We start from the raw sequence: 15,989 nt of genomic DNA, 5'->3' as shown, positions 1-15,989 counted from the left end.
GGCCCACGTCACCCTGGCGAGGGCGCTTGGAATCACTGGATCGGGAGGGCGGTAGCGGTCGTCGGTCGGCGGCGCGACCCCCGCCGCGAGCGCGGGCGGCGGTTAACCTGGACGGCGTGATCCTCCTCCAGAGCGACCCGACCGGCCTGTCCTCCCCGATCGGCACGATCGCCGTGATCGCGGGCCTGCTGGCCGCGATCGTCGTCGGCGCCAGGCACCTCTGGATGAACCGCAAGCGCTGAACCTGGCCCCTCACCGCACCCGCAGCACCGCCACCACCAGCATCGGGAGCACCACGAACCCGGCCAGCAGCCCCAGCGCGGCGTAGGACCAGGCGGTCACCACCAGCCCGGCCAGCACCCCGCCCAGCGCGCCCGCGCAGTTCATGCACAGGTCGGACAACCCCTGCGCGGCCGTCCGCCGCGCCCCCGCCACGACCTGCGTGAGCAGCGCGGACCCCGCGATCACCCCGGCCGACCAGCCGAGCCCGAGCAGCACCAGCCCGACCCCCAACCGCACCGGGTCGTCCCCCGCCGCGCTGCCCACGAGCGCGGCGGCGGCCACCAGCAGCGCCGCCCCGAGCGCCTGCACCGCCCCGCCGCCCCACCGGTCGACCAACCGGCCCACCAGCGGGCTCAGCCCGTACATCGCCGCGACGTGCAGGCTCACCAGCACCCCGACCAGCGACAACGACCCGCCCGCGTGCCCGACGTGGACCGGGGCCATCGCCATCAGCCCGACCATCACCCCGTGGCTGACCGCGATCCCGACCACCGCCAGCCGTCCCGAGGCGGGCAGCGACCGCCACACCCGACCGCGCGGCCCGGTCTCGACCGGTTCGGCGGCGCTCCCCCGCGCCAGCACCAGCGGGTCCGGCCGCAGGAACCGCAGCACGACCAGCGCGGCGGCCCCGAACAGCACCGCCGACGTCAGGTAGGCCCCGCTCCCCTCGGGCAGCCCGAGCCCGGCGACGACCCGCCCGGCGGGCGCGGCCAGGTTCGGCCCGGCCACCGCGCCGACCGTCGCCGCCCACACCACCAGCGCCAGCGACCGGGCGCGCTCGTGCGGCGCGGCCAGGTCGGCGCCCGCGTACCGGGCGGCCAGGTTCGCGCTGCCCGCGGCCCCGAACAGCACCAGCGACGGCAGCAGCAACCGCCAGGACCCCAGCACCACGGCGACGGCGGCGAGCAGCGCGCCCACCGCGCCCACGCCGTAGCAGAGCACCAGCACCGGTCGCCGCCCCGCGCGCTGGGCCAGCCGGGCCGCGGGCAGCGCGGACACCGCCGCTCCCACGACCGCGCAGGTCTGCGCGAACCCGCCCACCGCCTCCACGCCCGAGAGCGACACGGCGACGAGCGCGCTCAGCGCCAGGCCGGTGGCGACCCCGGAGGACCCGAGCACCTGGCTGACCGCCAGCACCTTGAGCACCCGGCGCTGCACCGGTTCCGCTGCGATGACCACGCGCTTGATCGTCCGGGCGCGCGGGCGCGCGCGGTAGCGGCCGGACGGGGGTCAGGCGCCCGGCTGGACGTTCTTCTCGAAGAAGTCGGCCAGCGCGTCCGCCGTCAGGTCCGAGCTGCCGCTCTTGGTGATGATCCCGAGCAGCGGCCTGCCCTCCGCGACGAAGGTCAGCAGCCCGAGCCCGCCGTCGGCCGAGGCCTGGTAGGTGCCCTCCAGGCCGTTGCCGCCCCAGCGGGCCTTGACCACGTCGGACTTCAGCGAGGCCACGACCGTGCTCGCGTCCCGCTCGGCCCCGGTGATCGTCTCGGTGAGCACGTACTGCACCGAGTAGTCGTCCGCGAAGGCGCAGCTGACGACCGAGCCCTTGACCGTGATCGCGCCGGACACGCCCGCGGTGCCGCCCGCCTTGCACTCGGCGGTGTCGGCGACCGAGCCAGCGAGCTGGCGCAGGCAGGTGGTGAAGCCCTTGTCGTCCTTGGCGGTGTCGCTCTTGCACTCCTCGGCGGTCGGCACGCCCGGCCCGGAGAACGCGACCACGCCGCCCACGACCAGCAGCACCGCGGCCAGCGCGCCGCCGACCGACAGGAGCACCTTGTTGCGGTTGCCCGCCCTCCGCTGCTCGGGGCGGTGCGGCGCGAGGGTGGGGAAGTTGAACTGCTGCGGGCCGTACGGGGCGGTCACGGCGGGGTTCGGGTGCTGGCCGCTGACCGCCGGGTTGACCGCGTAGGGGCCGCTGGCCGCCGGGTTCACCGGGTGCCCGCCGGTGCTCGGGCCGACCTGGTGCGCCCCGCTGACCAGCGGGTTGACCTGGTGCGGACCGCTGCTCGCGGGGGTCTGCGCCGTTCCCTGCGCCGTGATCCCCTGCGCCGTGATCCCCTGCGCGGGCGTGCCCTGATGGGCCATCGGCGGCAGGAAGGCGGTGGTGGCCGACGGCGAGTCGCCGGTCGGCGCGGGCTGCGGGTCGGGCCTGGCCGCGACCCCGTCCCTGGGCACGTGGTGCGCGCCGAGCGCGACGGCCGTCTCCGGCTGGTCGAGGCTGGTCGGGACGACGCCGACCTTCTCGGAGATCATGTTCGCCACGAGCGGGATGCGGCTGGAGCCGCCGACCAGGTAGATGCCCGCGAGCTGGGCGGGCGTCATCCCGGTGGAGCCGATCGTGGCGGCCAGCAGCTCGACGCTGCGCAACATGCTCGGCCGGACCAGCGCCTCCAGGTCCGCGCGGGTGACCAGCACGTCCTCGAACGGCTCCGGCATCGGGACCTCGGTGTGCGGGTGCCGCGACAGCGACTCCTTGGCCGCCCGCACGTCCTCCTGCAGCGCGCGCCTGGCCCGCCGGTCGCCGGTGCTCTCCGGGCGCAGCAGCCGCTGCCAGCGGGCCGGGTCGCGGTGCGCGACCTGGCGGCCGACGTGCTCCAGCAGCGCCTGGTCCACGTCGAGGCCGCCCAGGTCGGGCAGGCCGTCGGAGGCGAGCACGGTGAACCCGTCGCGGGTCGCGCCGACGATCGCCACGTCGAAGGTGCCCGCGCCGAGGTCGTAGACGGCCAGCGCCTGCCCGACGGACAGCGAGGCGTAGTGCGAGGCGGCGGCGACCGGCTCGGGGAACAGCAGGACCTCGCAGTCCGCGCCCGCGAGCCGCGCGCTGGACAGCAGCACGTTGCGCCTGGTCGCGCCCCACTCGGCGGGGTGGGTGAGCCGAATCTCGTCGATCGACTCGCCGCCCAGCTGGCGGTTGGTCTCCTCCAGCACGCGGCGCAGCACGGCGGCGAGGGCGTCGGTCACCGGCACGACGTCGTCGCCGAGCAGCAGCGCGCCCTCGTCGACGCGGCGCTTCGGGTTGGGCTCGAAGCGGGACGGGTCGAGGCGGGCCCTGCGCTCGGCGTCGCGGCCGACGACGAGCGAGCCGCCCTCCTCGCAGTAGATGGCGGAGGGCATGGTCGCGGAGCCGTCCACCTCGACCACCCTCGGTGGCCTGCCGTGCGCGGCCAGTACCGCGACGGTGTTGGAAGTCCCCAGGTCGACCGACAGGACGCGCATGTTCACCTCTCCGTCCGCAAGCGGCGTGATCGTCCCACACCGCGCTGGGCGCCGGTGGCGTCTCGGGAAGATGTCCGACGAGGTGAGATTCACTCCGCCGAGTGAGGCTCATCTTTACCCACGGCGGGTCGCCGGGTCTCGGCGGGGGCGGTTCCGGCGCAGGTCAGATGACCTTCGACGGATTCTCCGGTGATCAACTGAAGGGCACCCCCGATAAGTGCGGGGAAACGGCGCGGAAGGCCCCCGGAACGATCTTCGCCCCGGTTCTGTCGGTGCGGTCGGTCAAGATTGCCCCGTGGATGTGACGACCGCTTTCTCACCGGCGACCAGGCAGTGGTTCGCCGGTGCTTTCGCCGCGCCGACGGCCGCGCAGGCCGGGGCGTGGCAGGCCGCTGCCGCCGGGGAGAACGCGCTGGTCATCGCCCCGACCGGGTCGGGCAAGACGCTGGCCGCGTTCCTCTGGGCGCTGGACCGGCTGGCGCAGGAACCGCCCCCGGACGAACCGCGCGAGCGGTGCCGGGTGCTGTACGTGTCGCCGCTGAAGGCGCTGGCGGTGGACGTGGAGCGCAACCTGCGGGCGCCCCTCGCGGGCATCCGGCAGGCCTCGCGCAGGCTGGGGCTGCCGGAGCCCGCCATCGAGGTGGGGATGCGGACCGGGGACACGCCCGCGGACGTGCGCAGGGCGTTCGCTCGCAAGCCGCCGGACGTGCTGGTCACCACGCCGGAGTCGCTGTTCCTGGTGCTCACCTCGGCCGCGCGGGAGTCGTTGCGCGGGGTGCGGACGGTGATCCTGGACGAGGTGCACGCGGTGGCGGGCACGAAGCGCGGCGCGCACCTGGCGCTGTCGCTGGAGCGGTTGGACGGGCTGCTGGAGCGGCCCGCGCAGCGGATCGGGCTGTCGGCGACGGTGCGGCCGGTGGAGGAGGTGTCGGCGTTCCTCGCGGGCGGGCGGCCGGTGCGGGTGGTGCAGCCGGAGTCCGCCAAGACGATCGAGGTGCGGGTCGAGGTCCCGGTCGAGGACATGTCGGCGCTCGGGGAGCCGACCGGCGAGGTGAGCGGGTCTGCGGCGGGCGGTGAGCGGCGGACGTCGATCTGGCCGTCGGTGGAGCAGCGGGTGCTGGAGCTGGTGCGGGAGCACCGGTCGACGATCGTGTTCGCCAACTCGCGCAGGTTGGCGGAGCGGTTGACGGCGCGGCTCAACGAGCTGGCGGCCGAGGCGGCCGAAAGCGGTGAGCCCGGTGCGGGCGGCTTTGACGAAGGCGCTGGTACCGGCGGGTCGGGCTCGGCGGTGGCGCGGTTCCCGGCGGCGGCGGTCGGCCAGTCCGGGGTGACGGTCCAGGAGGGACCGGTGATCGCCCGCGCCCACCACGGGTCGATGTCGCGCGAGCAGCGCACGTCCGTGGAGGAGGAGCTGAAGTCGGGGCGGCTGCCGTGCGTGGTGGCGACGTCCTCGCTGGAGCTGGGCATCGACATGGGCGCGGTGGACCTGGTGGTGCAGGTGGAGGCGCCGCCCACGGTCGCGTCGGGGTTGCAGCGGGTCGGCCGGGCCGGGCACCAGGTGGGCGCGGTGTCGCGCGGGGTGGTGTTCCCCAAGTTCCGGGGCGACCTGGTGTCGTGCGCGGTGGTGGCCGAGCGGATGCGGGACGGCGCGATCGAGGCGGTGCGGTACCCGCGCAACCCGCTCGACGTGCTGGCGCAGCACGTGGTGGCGATGGTCGCGCTGGAGCCGTGGTCGGTGGAGGACCTGGCGCGGGTGGTGCGCGGGGCCGCGCCGTTCGCCGGGCTGCCCGAGTCGGCGCTGCTGGCGGTGCTGGACATGCTGGCGGGCCGGTACCCGAGCGAGGAGTTCGGCGAGCTGCGGCCGAGGATCACCTGGGACCGGGTGACCGGGGAGCTGCGCGGGCGGCCCGGCGCGCAGCGGCTCGCGGTGACGTCCGGCGGCACGATCCCGGACCGGGGGCTGTTCGCGGTGATGACCCCGGCCTCGGAGTCCAAGCCGGGCTCGCGGGTGGGCGAGCTGGACGAGGAGATGGTCTACGAGTCGCGGGTGGGCGACACGTTCCTGCTGGGCACCTCGTCGTGGCGGGTCGAGGACATCACCCACGACCGCGTGGTCGTGGTGCCCGCGCCCGGTCAGCCCGCGCGGATGCCGTTCTGGAAGGGCGACGCGCCGGGGAGGCCGCTGGAGCTGGGGCGGGCGCTCGGGCGGTTCCTGCGGGAGGTGTCGGCGCTGCCCGAGCCCGAGGCGGTGGGGCGCGCGGCGGCGGCCGGGCTGGACGAGTGGGCGACGGCGAACCTGCTGACCTACCTGAAGGAGCAGCGCGAGGCGACCGGGCACGTGCCGAGCGACCGGGCGGTGCTGGTGGAGCGGTTCCGCGACGAGCTGGGCGACTGGCGGCTCGTGGTGCACTCGCCGTTCGGGGCGCAGGTCAACGCGCCGTGGGCGCTGGCGATCGGGGCGCGGCTGCGGGAGCGGCGCGGGGTGGACGCGCAGGTGGCGCACTCGGACGACGGGATCGTGGTGCGGCTGCCGGACGCGGTGGACGCCGAGGGCGGGCAGGCCGTGGCGGGCGCGGAGGACGTGCTGCTCGACCCGGACGAGGTGGAGCAGGTCGTGGTCGCCGAGGTGGGCGGGTCGGCGCTGTTCGCGGCCAGGTTCCGGGAGTGCGCGGCCCGCTCGCTGCTGCTGCCCCGGCGCGACCCGAGGCGGCGCACCCCGCTGTGGCAGCAGCGGCAGCGGGCGGCGCAACTGCTGTCGGTCGCCTCGAAGTACGAGAGCTTCCCGGTGGTGCTGGAGGCGATGCGGGAGTGCCTGCAGGACGTGTACGACGTGCCGGGGCTGCGGGAGCTGATGGCCGACGTGCGGGCCAGGCGGGTGCGCGTGGTGGAGGTGGAGACGCCGTCGCCGTCGCCGTTCGCGCGGAGCCTGCTGTTCGGGTACGTCGGGATGTTCCTGTACGAGGCGGACACCCCGCTGGCCGAGCGGCGGGCGGCGGCGCTGTCGCTGGACTCGGCGCTGCTGGCGGAGCTGCTGGGGTCGGAGGCGATCCGGGAGCTGCTCGACCCGGAGGTGCTGGAGGAGGTCGAGCGGGCGCTGCAGCGGCTCGCGCCCGACCGGCACGCGCGGGACGCCGAGGGGGCGGCCGACCTGCTGCGCTTCCTCGGCGACCTGTCCGAGGAGGAGGCCGCCGAGCGGGGCGTGCGGCCGGAGTGGCTGACGGAGCTGGTGGCGGCGCGGCGGGCGATCCGGGTGCGGATCGCGGGCCACGAGCGGGTGATCACGATCGAGGACGCCGGGCGGGTCCGGGACGCGCTGGGCGTCGCGCTGCCGGTGGGCGTGCCCGAGGTGTTCACCGAGCCGGTGGCGGACCCGCTGGGCGACCTGCTGGGCCGGTACGCGCGCACGCACGGGCCGTTCCCGGCGGGGCAGGCCGCGGAGCGGTTCGGGCTCGGGGTGGCCGTGGTGACCGGGGTGCTGGAGCGGATGGCCGCGACGGGACGGCTGGTGCGCGGGGAGCTGCGGCCGGGCGGTACGCACACCGAGTACTGCGACGCGGAGGTGCTGCGGCGGTTGCGCAGGTCGTCGCTGGCGAGGCTGCGCTCCGAGGTGGAGCCGGTGGAGCCCGCCGCGCTGGGCCGGTTCCTGCCGGGCTGGCACGGCGTCGGCAGGCGGGTGCGCGGGGCCCCGACCGCGGACGACGTGTACGCGGTGGTGGAGCAGCTGGCGGGCGCGCCGCTGCCCGCGAGCGCGGTCGAGTCGCTGCTGCTGCCCGCCCGGCTGCCCGGCTACCACCCGGCGCTGCTGGATGAGCTGACCGCGGTGGGCGAGGTGACCTGGACGGGGTGCGGGGCGCTGGCGGGCGGCGACGGCTGGGTGGCGCTGGCCCCGACCGACGTGGCGGACCTGCTGCTGCCGGACCTGGTCCCGGAGTCGGCGCCGGAGTCGCCGCTGCACACGGCCGTGGTGGAGGCGCTGGCGGGCGGGGCGCTGTTCTTCCGGCAGGTGGTGGACCGGGTGGCGCTGCAGGGCCCGACGACCGACCAGGAGGTGGTCGGCGCGCTGTGGGACCTGGTGTGGGCGGGCCTGGTCACGAACGACACCCTGGCCCCGCTGCGCGCGCTGGTGTCGGGGGGTGGCGCGCACAAGCCGAAGCGCGCGACGCCGAGGGGCCGCTACACCCGGATGCGCGCGACCCGCCCGGACATGCCCAGCCGAACCGGGCCGCCGACGGTGGCGGGCCGCTGGTCGCTGGCGGTGGTCCCGTCGCCGGACCCGACGCGCAGGGCGCACGCGCGGGCGGAGGCGTTCCTGGAGCGCCACGGCGTGCTGACCAGGGGCGCGCTGGACACCGAGCGGGTGACCGGCGGGTTCAGCGCGGTGTACCGGGTGCTGCGCGCGATGGAGGAGTCGGGGCAGGTGGTGCGCGGCTACGTGGTCGAGGGCCTTGGCGCGGCGCAGTTCGCGGCACGGGGCGCGGTGGACCGCCTGCGCGCCTTGTCGGCCCCACCGGGCCGGACGGGGTCGGAGTGGGCGGGGCCGGAACCGAACTGGTCGGTGGAATCTGCCAGGTCTGCTGATTCGGTTGGGTCTGCCGGTTCGGCGGGGCCTGCTGATTCGGCGGGGTTCGGCGGCCCGACGGGATTCGGTGGTTCGGTGGGATTCGACGGTTCGGCCGGGTGGGGTGGTCAGGCGCGATCGGCGGGTTCGGCGGTGTCCGGGCCTACCGCCGTGGTGCTGGCGGCGGCGGATCCGGCGCAGCCGTACGGGGCGGCGCTGTCGTGGCCGGAGCAGGTTGGTGGTGGCAAGCACCGGCCGGGGCGCAAGGCGGGGGCGTTGGCCGTGCTCGTCGACGGGGAGGCCGTGCTGTACGTCGAGCGGGGCGGGAAGTCACTGCTGTCGTTCACCGAGGAGGACGAGCCCTTGCGTGCCGCGGCGCAGGGGTTGAGCCGGGCGGTGCGCGACGGGTGGCTCGGGCAGTTGTCCGTGCAGCGGGCGGACGGGGAGGTGGCATTGGGTTCGAAGTTGGCGGGTGTGCTCCAGGAAGCGGGGTTCCGGGCGACTCCGAAGGGGCTCCGGCTACGAGCCTGACCGGGCGGTCGGGCGGGCGGCCAGGCGGCCAGGCGGCCAGGCGGCCAGGCGGCCAGGCGGCCAGGCGGCCAGGCGGCCAGGCGGCCAGGCGGCCAGGCGGCCAGGCGGCCAGGCGGCCAGGCGGCCAGGCGGCCAGGCGGCCAGGCGGCCAGGCGGCCAGGCGGCCAGGCGGCCAGGCGGCCAGGCGGCCAGGCGGCCAGGACCACACCGGATACCGCCGCTGGTCCGTGTGCACAGCCATCGTTGGGGTGTGCCCATGGCATGACCGCTGGGTCGCGCCATGGCCTCGGCGTGGCCGTGGCCACGGCCACGGTCTCGGCGCGGGTCGTGCCGTGGCGCCGACGCCCCGAGGGCAGTCGGGGCGTCGGCGGGGACTGGCCGGGAGGTGTGCCAGTCATTGGTGGTGGCTTGGCGGCGGTGGTCGCCGGGGTGGCCGTTGGGGCCGGGGCCGGGGTGGTGGCGGCGGCCGGGGGTGGTGGTTTTCGGGTGTGGGTGGTTGGGGTGGGAAGGAGGTGGGGTTAGCGGAAGAGGGTGCTGTAGGCGTTCAGGGCGGGCTGGCCGCCCAGGTGGGCGTAGAGGACGGTGGAGTCCTTGGGGATTTCAGCGGTGGTGACCAGTTCGATCAGGCCCGCCAGGGACTTGCCCTCGTACACCGGGTCGGTGATCATGCCTTCCAGGCGTGCGCCCAGCTTCATGGCATCGGTGGTGGACTCGCCCGGCACGCCGTAGATGCCCTCGTGGAAGCGCTCGTCGAGGATGACCTCGTCGTCCGCCACCTCCTTGCCCAGCAGGGACGCGGTGTTCTTCGCGATCCTGGTGACCTGGGCCTTGGTCTCCTCGGGCTTGGCTGAGCCGTCGATGCCGATGATCCGCCTGCCGGTGCCCGCCCAGCCCGCGACCATGCCCGCCTGGGTGCTGCCGGTGACGGAGCAGACGACGATCGTGTCGAAGTGGACGCCCAACTCCTTCTCCTGGCGGTCCACCTCGGCCGCCCAGCCTGCGAAGCCCAGGCCGCCCAGCGGGTGGTCCGAGGCGCCTGCGGGGATGGCGTAGGGCTTGCCGCCGCGTGCGCGCACGTCGTCGACGGCCTGCTCCCACGCGGGCTTCACGCCGATTCCGAAGCCCGCCTCGACCAAGCGGACGTCGGCGCCCATGAGCCTGCTGAGCAGGATGTTGCCGACCCGGTCGTACACCGCGTCCGGCCAGTCGACCCAGCTCTCCTGCACCAGCACGCACTGCAGCCCGGCGCGTGCGGCGGCTGCGGCCACCTGGCGGGTGTGGTTGGACTGCACGCCGCCGATCGAGACGAGGGTGTCGCAGCCCTGCGCCAGGGCGTCGGCGACCAGGTACTCCAGCTTCCTGGTCTTGTTGCCGCCGTAGGCGAGGCCGGAGTTGCAGTCCTCGCGCTTGGCCCACACCCGCGCGCCGCCCAGGTGCGCGGTCAGGCGCTCCAGCGGGTGGACCGGCGACGGGCCGAAGGTCAGCGGGAAGCGGCTGAAGTCGTCCAGTGCCACGTCAGTCCTCCTCAAGCAGGTCCGCCAGCGTCGCCCAGTTGCGCTCGACCAGCACGGCGGCGAGGTCGGCGTCCGGGGCCGCGCAGGCGGCGATGATCTCGTCGTGCATCGCCACGGAGTGACGACCGGGCGGGGTGCCGAACCGCAGCCGCTCCAGGCGGCGCACCAGCGGGGTGTAGCGCTCGATCGTGGCGACGACGGCGAAGTTGCCGCTGCGCCGCACCGCGACGTCGTGGAACTCGTCGTCGGCCGCCAGCGCGGCGGCCACGTCCCGGTCGACCAGCGCCGACGCGAACCGCGCGTTCGCCGCGCGCATCGCGTCGAGATCACCCGCGTCCATGAGCGGGACGGCCAGGCGGGCCGCGAGGGCGTGCATGGCCTGGACGACGGCGTGCGCGTCCCGGACCGCCGACGTGCTCAGCTCGGTGACCCGCGTGTAGCTGTGCGGCTTCGACTCGACCAGGCCCTCGTCGGTCAACCGCGCCAACGCCTCCCGCACCGGAGTCCGCGACAACCCGAGCCGTTCGGCCAGCTCGACGTCGCGGATCGGCGCGCCGGGGGCCAGATCGCCGACCATGATCGCCTCACGGATCGCCGACAACGCCTGGTCCCGGTAGAGGGCGCGGTCAATATATTGCATATCGGCACTATAGGGACTGAGGAGCGCGAGCGGTAGGGAGCGGGGAACGCGAGTGGCGGGGAGCGCGGCCCGTGGGCGCGAGGGGGCGCAGTACGTGGGCGCGAGGGGCGCGGCACGCGAGTGGCGGGGGAGTGCAGCACGCGGGAGGCGGGGAGCACGGCCCGTGGGCGCGAGGGAATGCGGCACGCGAGCGGCAGGAAGTGCAGCACGCGGGCGCGAGGGAGCGCGGCACGCGAGCGGTAGGAAGTGCAGCACGCGGGCGGTAGAGAGTGCGGGGGCGAGCGGCAGGAAGTGCGGCAGAGAGTGCGGCACGCGTGCGGCGGGGAGCGCAGCGATGTGGGCGGCGGGAGTGCGACCACGTGACGAGAAGTGGGGCCGCGCGGCGGGGCGCGCGGCCGGGGTGGGCCGCGGTGGAGGTGGACCGCGGTGGGGGTGGACCGCGGTGGGGGTGGACCGCGGTGGGGGTGGACCGCGGTGGGGGTGGACCGCGGTGGGGGTGGACCGCGGTGGGGGTGGACCGCGGTGGGGGTGGACCGCGGTGGGGGTGGACCGCGGTGGGGTGATGCGGGTGCGGGGGGGTGGCGCAGGCGCGGGTGGGCCGGGGGCGGGGTGTGGTCACCTCGGGGTCAGGACGCAGAACTCGTTGCCCTCCGGGTCCGCCAGCACCACCCACGGGACGTCGCGCTGGCCGATGTCCACGCGGGTCGCGCCCAGGGACAGGGCCCGCTCGACCAGCTCCGCCTGGTGCTCCGGGGTCCGGCTGTTCACGTCCAGGTGCACGCGGTTCTTCTCGACCTTCGCGTCCACGCCCACCCCGAACAGCAGCTCCAGGCCCTCGACGTCGAGCGCGGACTCGTCGGCGGGAGGAATTGGGACGGACGTCGGCGGAACCGCAGCGGGCTCCGAAGGCGTCGGGTCGCCGGGGCTTGGCGGAATCCGGGGGCGCTCGCCCGCCGGGGAAAACGGCGAAGCGGGCGAAACGGGCGCGTTCGGTCCGGGGACGCCGAGCAGTTCCGACCAGAAGACCGCCAACGCCCTGTGATCCCGAGCATCAACAACAACGCTGCACCATGTAGTTGACATCGCCCGACGGTAGCCTCTCCGATCATGGCGCAACTGGTTCTCGGCCCGGTGCTGCGGCACGTGAACGGTTCTTCGGCGACCGTCTGGGTGGAAACCGATTCTTCCTGCGAGGTGACCATCGCCGGTCACTCAGCGCGGACGTTCCAGGTCGGCGAGCAGCACTTCGCGCTCGTCGTGGTCCGGGACCTGGTTCCCGGCACCACCACCCCCTACGAGGTCGCCCTCGACGGGACGCAGGCCTGGCCTGAGCCCGATTCGCCGTTCCCGCCCTGCGTGATCCGGACCAAATCCCCCGACGACAACACGCACAACCTGGTGTTCGGCTCCTGCCGCGCCGCGAAGCACGACGGGCGCAAGGCCGACAAGCTCGGTCCCGACGCGCTCGACGCCTTCGCCCTGCGCATGAAGGACCAGCCGGTGGAGGAGTGGCCGGACGCGCTGCTGCTGCTCGGCGACCAGGTCTACGCCGACGAGCCCACCCCGCGCATCAAGGAGTGGCTGGCCGAGCGCCGGGACGGGCAGGAGCCCAAGGGCGAGGTGGTGGAGTTCCGCGAGTACGCCGAGCTGTACCACGAGACCTGGGGCGACCCGGAGATCCGCTGGCTGCTGTCCACCGTCCCCACCTCGATGATCTTCGACGACCACGACGTGCGCGACGACTGGAACACCTCCCGCACCTGGCGCGAGCAGATGGCCCGCAAGCCCTGGTGGCCCGAGCGCATCCGCGCGGGGCTGGCCTCGTACTGGGTCTACCAGCAGCTCGGCAACCTCGACCCGGACACGCTGGCGCAGGACGACCTGTTCGGCAAGGTCACCTCGGCCGAGGGCGACACGCAGGCCCTGCTGGAGGAGTTCGCCGAGGCCGCCGACGCCGAGCTGGACGGGCGCAAGTCCACCTGGTGGAGCTACCGGCGCGACTTCGGCCGGGTGCGGCTGCTGGTGATCGACACCCGCTGCGGGCGCATCCTGGACGGCGACCGGCTGATGATCAGCCACGACGAGTTCGACTGGATCGAGCGCAACGCCGAGGGCGACTTCGACCACCTGCTGATCGGCTCGTCGCTGCCCTGGCTGATGCCGCACGGCCTGAGCCACCTCCAGTCGCTCAACGAGCACGCCGCCGCCAAGCCCGGCTGGCGGGGCGCGCTGGGCGAGAAGGTCCGCCAGGTCGCCGACCTGGAGCACTGGCCCGCGTTCCGGGCGTCGTTCGAGCGGCTGTCGAGGCTGATCCAGCGGATCGGGACCGGCGAGGGCGCGCCCGCGAAGGTCTGCGTGCTGTCCGGGGACGTGCACCACAGCTACGCGGTGCGCGCGGAGTACCCGAAGCCGACCGACTCGGCGATCTACCAGCTGGTGTGCTCGCCGGTGCACAACGACCCGCCGTGGTTCTTCCGGCCCGCGTTCGCGCTGTTCTGGACCAAGCCGGTCACCCGGTGGTTGCGCAGGCGCGCCGACCGGCAGGGCATCTCGCAGGACCCGCTGGCGTGGCGCAGGGTGAGCGGCCCGCACTTCGGCAACTCGGTGGGGCAGCTGCGGATCGAGGGCCGCGAGGCCCGGTTCCGGCTGGAGACGGCGAAGGAGGCCGAGAAGCTCACCGAGGTCGCCGACCTGGAGCTCTGACCGCCGCACGACCGCACCGCCGCACTGCGGACGAACACCACCACGAGGCCCGCGCTCCCCCTGGGGAACGCGGGCCTTCGAGTTCCCCGCTACTTCGTGGCGAGCCTGAGCAGCGCCCACAGCTGGGCGATCGCGTCCCGGTCGCCCCTGGGCGCCACCTCGCGGTCGGGCACGCGCCCCCACAGCCAGCGGTACAGCGCGACCGGCGTCCCGGTCACGACCCCGTCGCCGCGCTCCCCCGGCGCGGCGACGCGGTGGGTGGCCGGGTCGGGGCCGGTCCTGGCCAGCCAGGCGTGGTCACCGGCCCGCAGCAGCACCGAGCCCTCCCGCGTCCCGCGCACGCCGAGCACGTCAAGGCGGTGGCCGAGCCACAGGGACAGCACCTCGTCCACGCCGTCGAGCGCCACGTCCTCGTCGACCGGGTCCAGCCCGATCCCGGCGGCGGCCTGCGCGTCCATCCGGTGCACGGTCGCCTCGTGGGCGAGTCTGCGGGCCCAGAAGGCCAGGTCCCGGCGGGTGGGCCCGCGCTGCGCGGCGGTGCGGGACCCCGAGTCGGCGCGCCCCGGCCGCGCGCCTCGGCTCAGCGGGGTCGGCCCCTCCCCGCGATCGGCGCTCCACAGCGCGTCGCAGGGGGCGGCGGGGTCGGACGCGCGCAGGACCGCCACCAGCGGGGCGACCCCCTCCAGCAGGTACCCGGCCAGGTCCTGGTCGGGGGCGGGCTCGTGCTGCCACGTCGTGGAGCCGTCGACGCGGGCCAGCACCATGCGCTGGGTGCTGCCGACGTGCCGCGCCGTCTCGCCGAGGTTGAGGCCGGGGCAGGCGGGCACCTGGAGCTCGGGCCTTCCGCGCGCGGCGACCGCGAGCAGGGTCGTCTCGCGCTCCACGACGTCGATCAGCCGGGCGTACCCCAGCGGTCCTCGGCTCACGGCCCACCTTCGCGCGTGGTTGTCGCCCCGCTCGGGGAGGGGGCGGGAGGGGAGGGGGAACAGGGGCGCGGGGTTGGGGCGGGGGTCGGGGTGGGGCTCGGGGCGGAGCCGGGGCTTGGGGTTCCAGCAGAGCGGGGGTTGGGATTCGAGGCAGGGCCGGGACTTGGGGCGGAGCCGTGGTTCGGGAGCCGGGGTCGAGGCTGGGGCCAGGGCTGGGGCCGGAGAACGGGGATCGGAAATCGGGGATCCGGGGCCAGGATCCGGGTAGCGGAATCGAGGAAGAGACCAAGTGCATCGGGTTGCGGTGAGGGGCGCGGTGCAGCGGTTGGGGATTTGCGCCGCTGCGCGGTGCAGCGGTTGGGGGTTTGCGCCGCTGCGCGGCGCAGCACCTGGCGTGGGGCGCTTCCCCCGCCCCACGCCAGGGCATCGCTCGAACAGGTGTTCGAACGTGATCAGCGTAGCGCGTCGGCCCGGCACTCAACAACCCGGCCGGACGTGGTCTCATGAACAGGTGAGCGCACCCCACGACCACCCCGGCATCGCCAAGGTCGCCGCAGTGCTGGACGAGTCCGGCCACTCCGATTCCTCGCGGGGCATCCGCGTGCTCGCGGACGCGGTCCGCACCGCCGCCGAGGCCGCCGAGGCGGTCGGCGTCCCGGTCGGCGCGATCGCGAACAGCCTGGTCTTCGCCGCCGTCACCGACGGCGTCGCCACCCCGCTGCTCGCGCTGACCTCGGGCGCGCACCGCGCCGACACCGCGCTGCTGGCGGAGCTGGTCGGCGCGGACTCGGTCGAGCGGGCCACCCCGGCGTTCGTCCGCGAGCACACCGGCCAGGTCATCGGCGGGGTCGCGCCCGTCGGGCACCCGGCGCCGCTGCGGACCCTCGTGGACGTGGCGCTGCGGGAGCACGAACAGGTCTGGGCGGCGGCGGGGCACCCGCACGCGGTCTTCCCCACGACGTTCGAGGCCCTGGTCGAGCTGACCGGCGGCGCCCCCGTCGAGGTGGTCCGGTGACCGCGCTCCCGCCCGCACGCAAGCTGGTCGAGGCCTCCCCCGCCGAGCTGACCGCGCGGCTGCCCGAGGCGCTGGCGCTGTACGTGAACGCCATGCGCTACCCGAGGGGCACCGCCGAGCAGCGCGCCCCGATGTGGATGGCGCACATGACCCGCGAGGGCTGGCGGTGCGTGCTGGCGCTCGGCGAGGACGACGAGCTGGTCGGCCTCGGCTACGGCTACCACGGGGCGTCCGGCCAGTGGTGGCACGAGCAGGTGCGGCACGGGCTGACCCTGGTGTCCGGCCCGGCCGCGGCGCAGGAGTGGATGAGCGACTACTTCGAGCTGACCGAGCTGCACGTGCTGCCGAGCGCGCAGGGCGCCGGGATCGGCGAGGCGCTGCTGCGGGAGCTGCTGGCGGGCGTGTCGAGCCCGCGCGTGCTGCTGTCGACGCCGGAGGGCACGAGCCGGGCGTGGAAGCTCTACCGGCGGGTGGGCTTCGTGGACGTGCTGCGGCACTACCAGTTCACCGGCGACCCGCGCCCCTTCGCGGTGCTCGGCCGCGAGCTGCCCGTCGACTGACGCGCGACGGGCTCCCCCAGGCTTCCGGGGGGAGCCCGTCGCGGTCG

General features: G+C 75.1%; 10 protein-coding genes and 1 pseudogene. 5 read left to right on the top strand and 6 right to left on the bottom strand.

Annotated elements, in window-relative coordinates; all coding sequences use genetic code 11:
• Positions 1-116 precede the first annotated feature (116 nt).
• Positions 117-242 (top strand): hypothetical protein, encoded by a 126-nt coding sequence (locus CNX65_RS37730; RefSeq protein WP_256373867.1) that lies wholly within the window; start codon positions 117-119, stop codon positions 240-242.
• Positions 243-252: 10 nt separating this feature from the next.
• Here the strand turns inward: CNX65_RS37730 and CNX65_RS07015 are convergent, their stop codons facing one another.
• Both CNX65_RS07015 and CNX65_RS07010 read right to left on the bottom strand, forming a co-directional pair.
• Positions 253-1,461 carry an MFS transporter gene (locus CNX65_RS07015; protein WP_096492036.1) on the bottom strand — a complete coding sequence of 403 codons (1,209 nt, stop codon included), beginning with the start codon at positions 1,459-1,461 and terminating at the stop codon, positions 253-255.
• Positions 1,462-1,512: 51 nt separating this feature from the next.
• Positions 1,513-3,495: an Hsp70 family protein gene (locus tag CNX65_RS07010; protein WP_096497653.1), complete on the bottom strand. Its 1,983-nt coding sequence runs from the start codon at positions 3,493-3,495 to the stop codon at positions 1,513-1,515.
• A 295-nt stretch (positions 3,496-3,790) separates the two neighbouring features.
• On the opposite strand from CNX65_RS07010, the gene CNX65_RS07000 reads away from it, so the two are divergent.
• Positions 3,791-8,584 carry an ATP-dependent helicase gene (locus CNX65_RS07000; protein ID WP_232519728.1) on the top strand — a complete coding sequence of 1,598 codons (4,794 nt, stop codon included), beginning with the start codon at positions 3,791-3,793 and terminating at the stop codon, positions 8,582-8,584.
• 518 nt (positions 8,585-9,102) lie between these two features.
• Here the strand turns inward: CNX65_RS07000 and CNX65_RS06995 are convergent.
• From CNX65_RS06995 to CNX65_RS36000, 3 genes and pseudogenes are all read right to left on the bottom strand, one after another.
• On the bottom strand, positions 9,103-10,098 hold the full coding sequence (locus CNX65_RS06995; protein WP_096492033.1) for a 1-aminocyclopropane-1-carboxylate deaminase: 996 nt from the start codon (positions 10,096-10,098) through the stop codon (positions 9,103-9,105).
• 1 nt (position 10,099) lies between these two features.
• Positions 10,100-10,738: a GntR family transcriptional regulator gene (locus CNX65_RS06990; protein WP_096492032.1), complete on the bottom strand. Its 639-nt coding sequence runs from the start codon at positions 10,736-10,738 to the stop codon at positions 10,100-10,102.
• Between the two features lie 618 nt (positions 10,739-11,356).
• Positions 11,357-11,821, bottom strand: a pseudogene (locus CNX65_RS36000) (VOC family protein); the annotation flags it as partial.
• Between the two features lie 24 nt (positions 11,822-11,845).
• On the opposite strand from CNX65_RS36000, the gene CNX65_RS06980 reads away from it, so the two are divergent.
• Positions 11,846-13,441 (top strand): alkaline phosphatase D family protein, encoded by a 1,596-nt coding sequence (locus CNX65_RS06980; protein WP_096492031.1) that lies wholly within the window; start codon positions 11,846-11,848, stop codon positions 13,439-13,441.
• Between the two features lie 89 nt (positions 13,442-13,530).
• On the opposite strand, the gene CNX65_RS06975 is transcribed toward CNX65_RS06980, so the two are convergent.
• Positions 13,531-14,367: a maleylpyruvate isomerase N-terminal domain-containing protein gene (locus CNX65_RS06975; RefSeq protein WP_096492030.1), complete on the bottom strand. Its 837-nt coding sequence runs from the start codon at positions 14,365-14,367 to the stop codon at positions 13,531-13,533.
• 511 nt (positions 14,368-14,878) lie between these two features.
• On the opposite strand from CNX65_RS06975, the gene CNX65_RS06965 reads away from it, so the two are divergent.
• Together CNX65_RS06965 and CNX65_RS06960 are read left to right on the top strand one after the other, a co-directional pair.
• Entirely contained in the window at positions 14,879-15,382 is a 504-nt protein-coding gene (locus tag CNX65_RS06965) for a YbaK/EbsC family protein (RefSeq protein WP_096492029.1), read from the top strand.
• Positions 15,379-15,942 carry a GNAT family N-acetyltransferase gene (locus CNX65_RS06960; RefSeq protein WP_096492028.1) on the top strand — a complete coding sequence of 188 codons (564 nt, stop codon included), beginning with the start codon at positions 15,379-15,381 and terminating at the stop codon, positions 15,940-15,942. Before CNX65_RS06965 ends, CNX65_RS06960 begins: the two co-directional genes overlap by 4 nt.
• Positions 15,943-15,989 lie beyond the last annotated feature (47 nt).

It is taken from the genome of Actinosynnema pretiosum (assembly GCF_002354875.1).
Classification (GTDB): Bacteria; Actinomycetota; Actinomycetes; order Mycobacteriales; family Pseudonocardiaceae; genus Actinosynnema; species Actinosynnema auranticum.
This window is presented reverse-complemented; position numbering and strand designations above follow the sequence as displayed.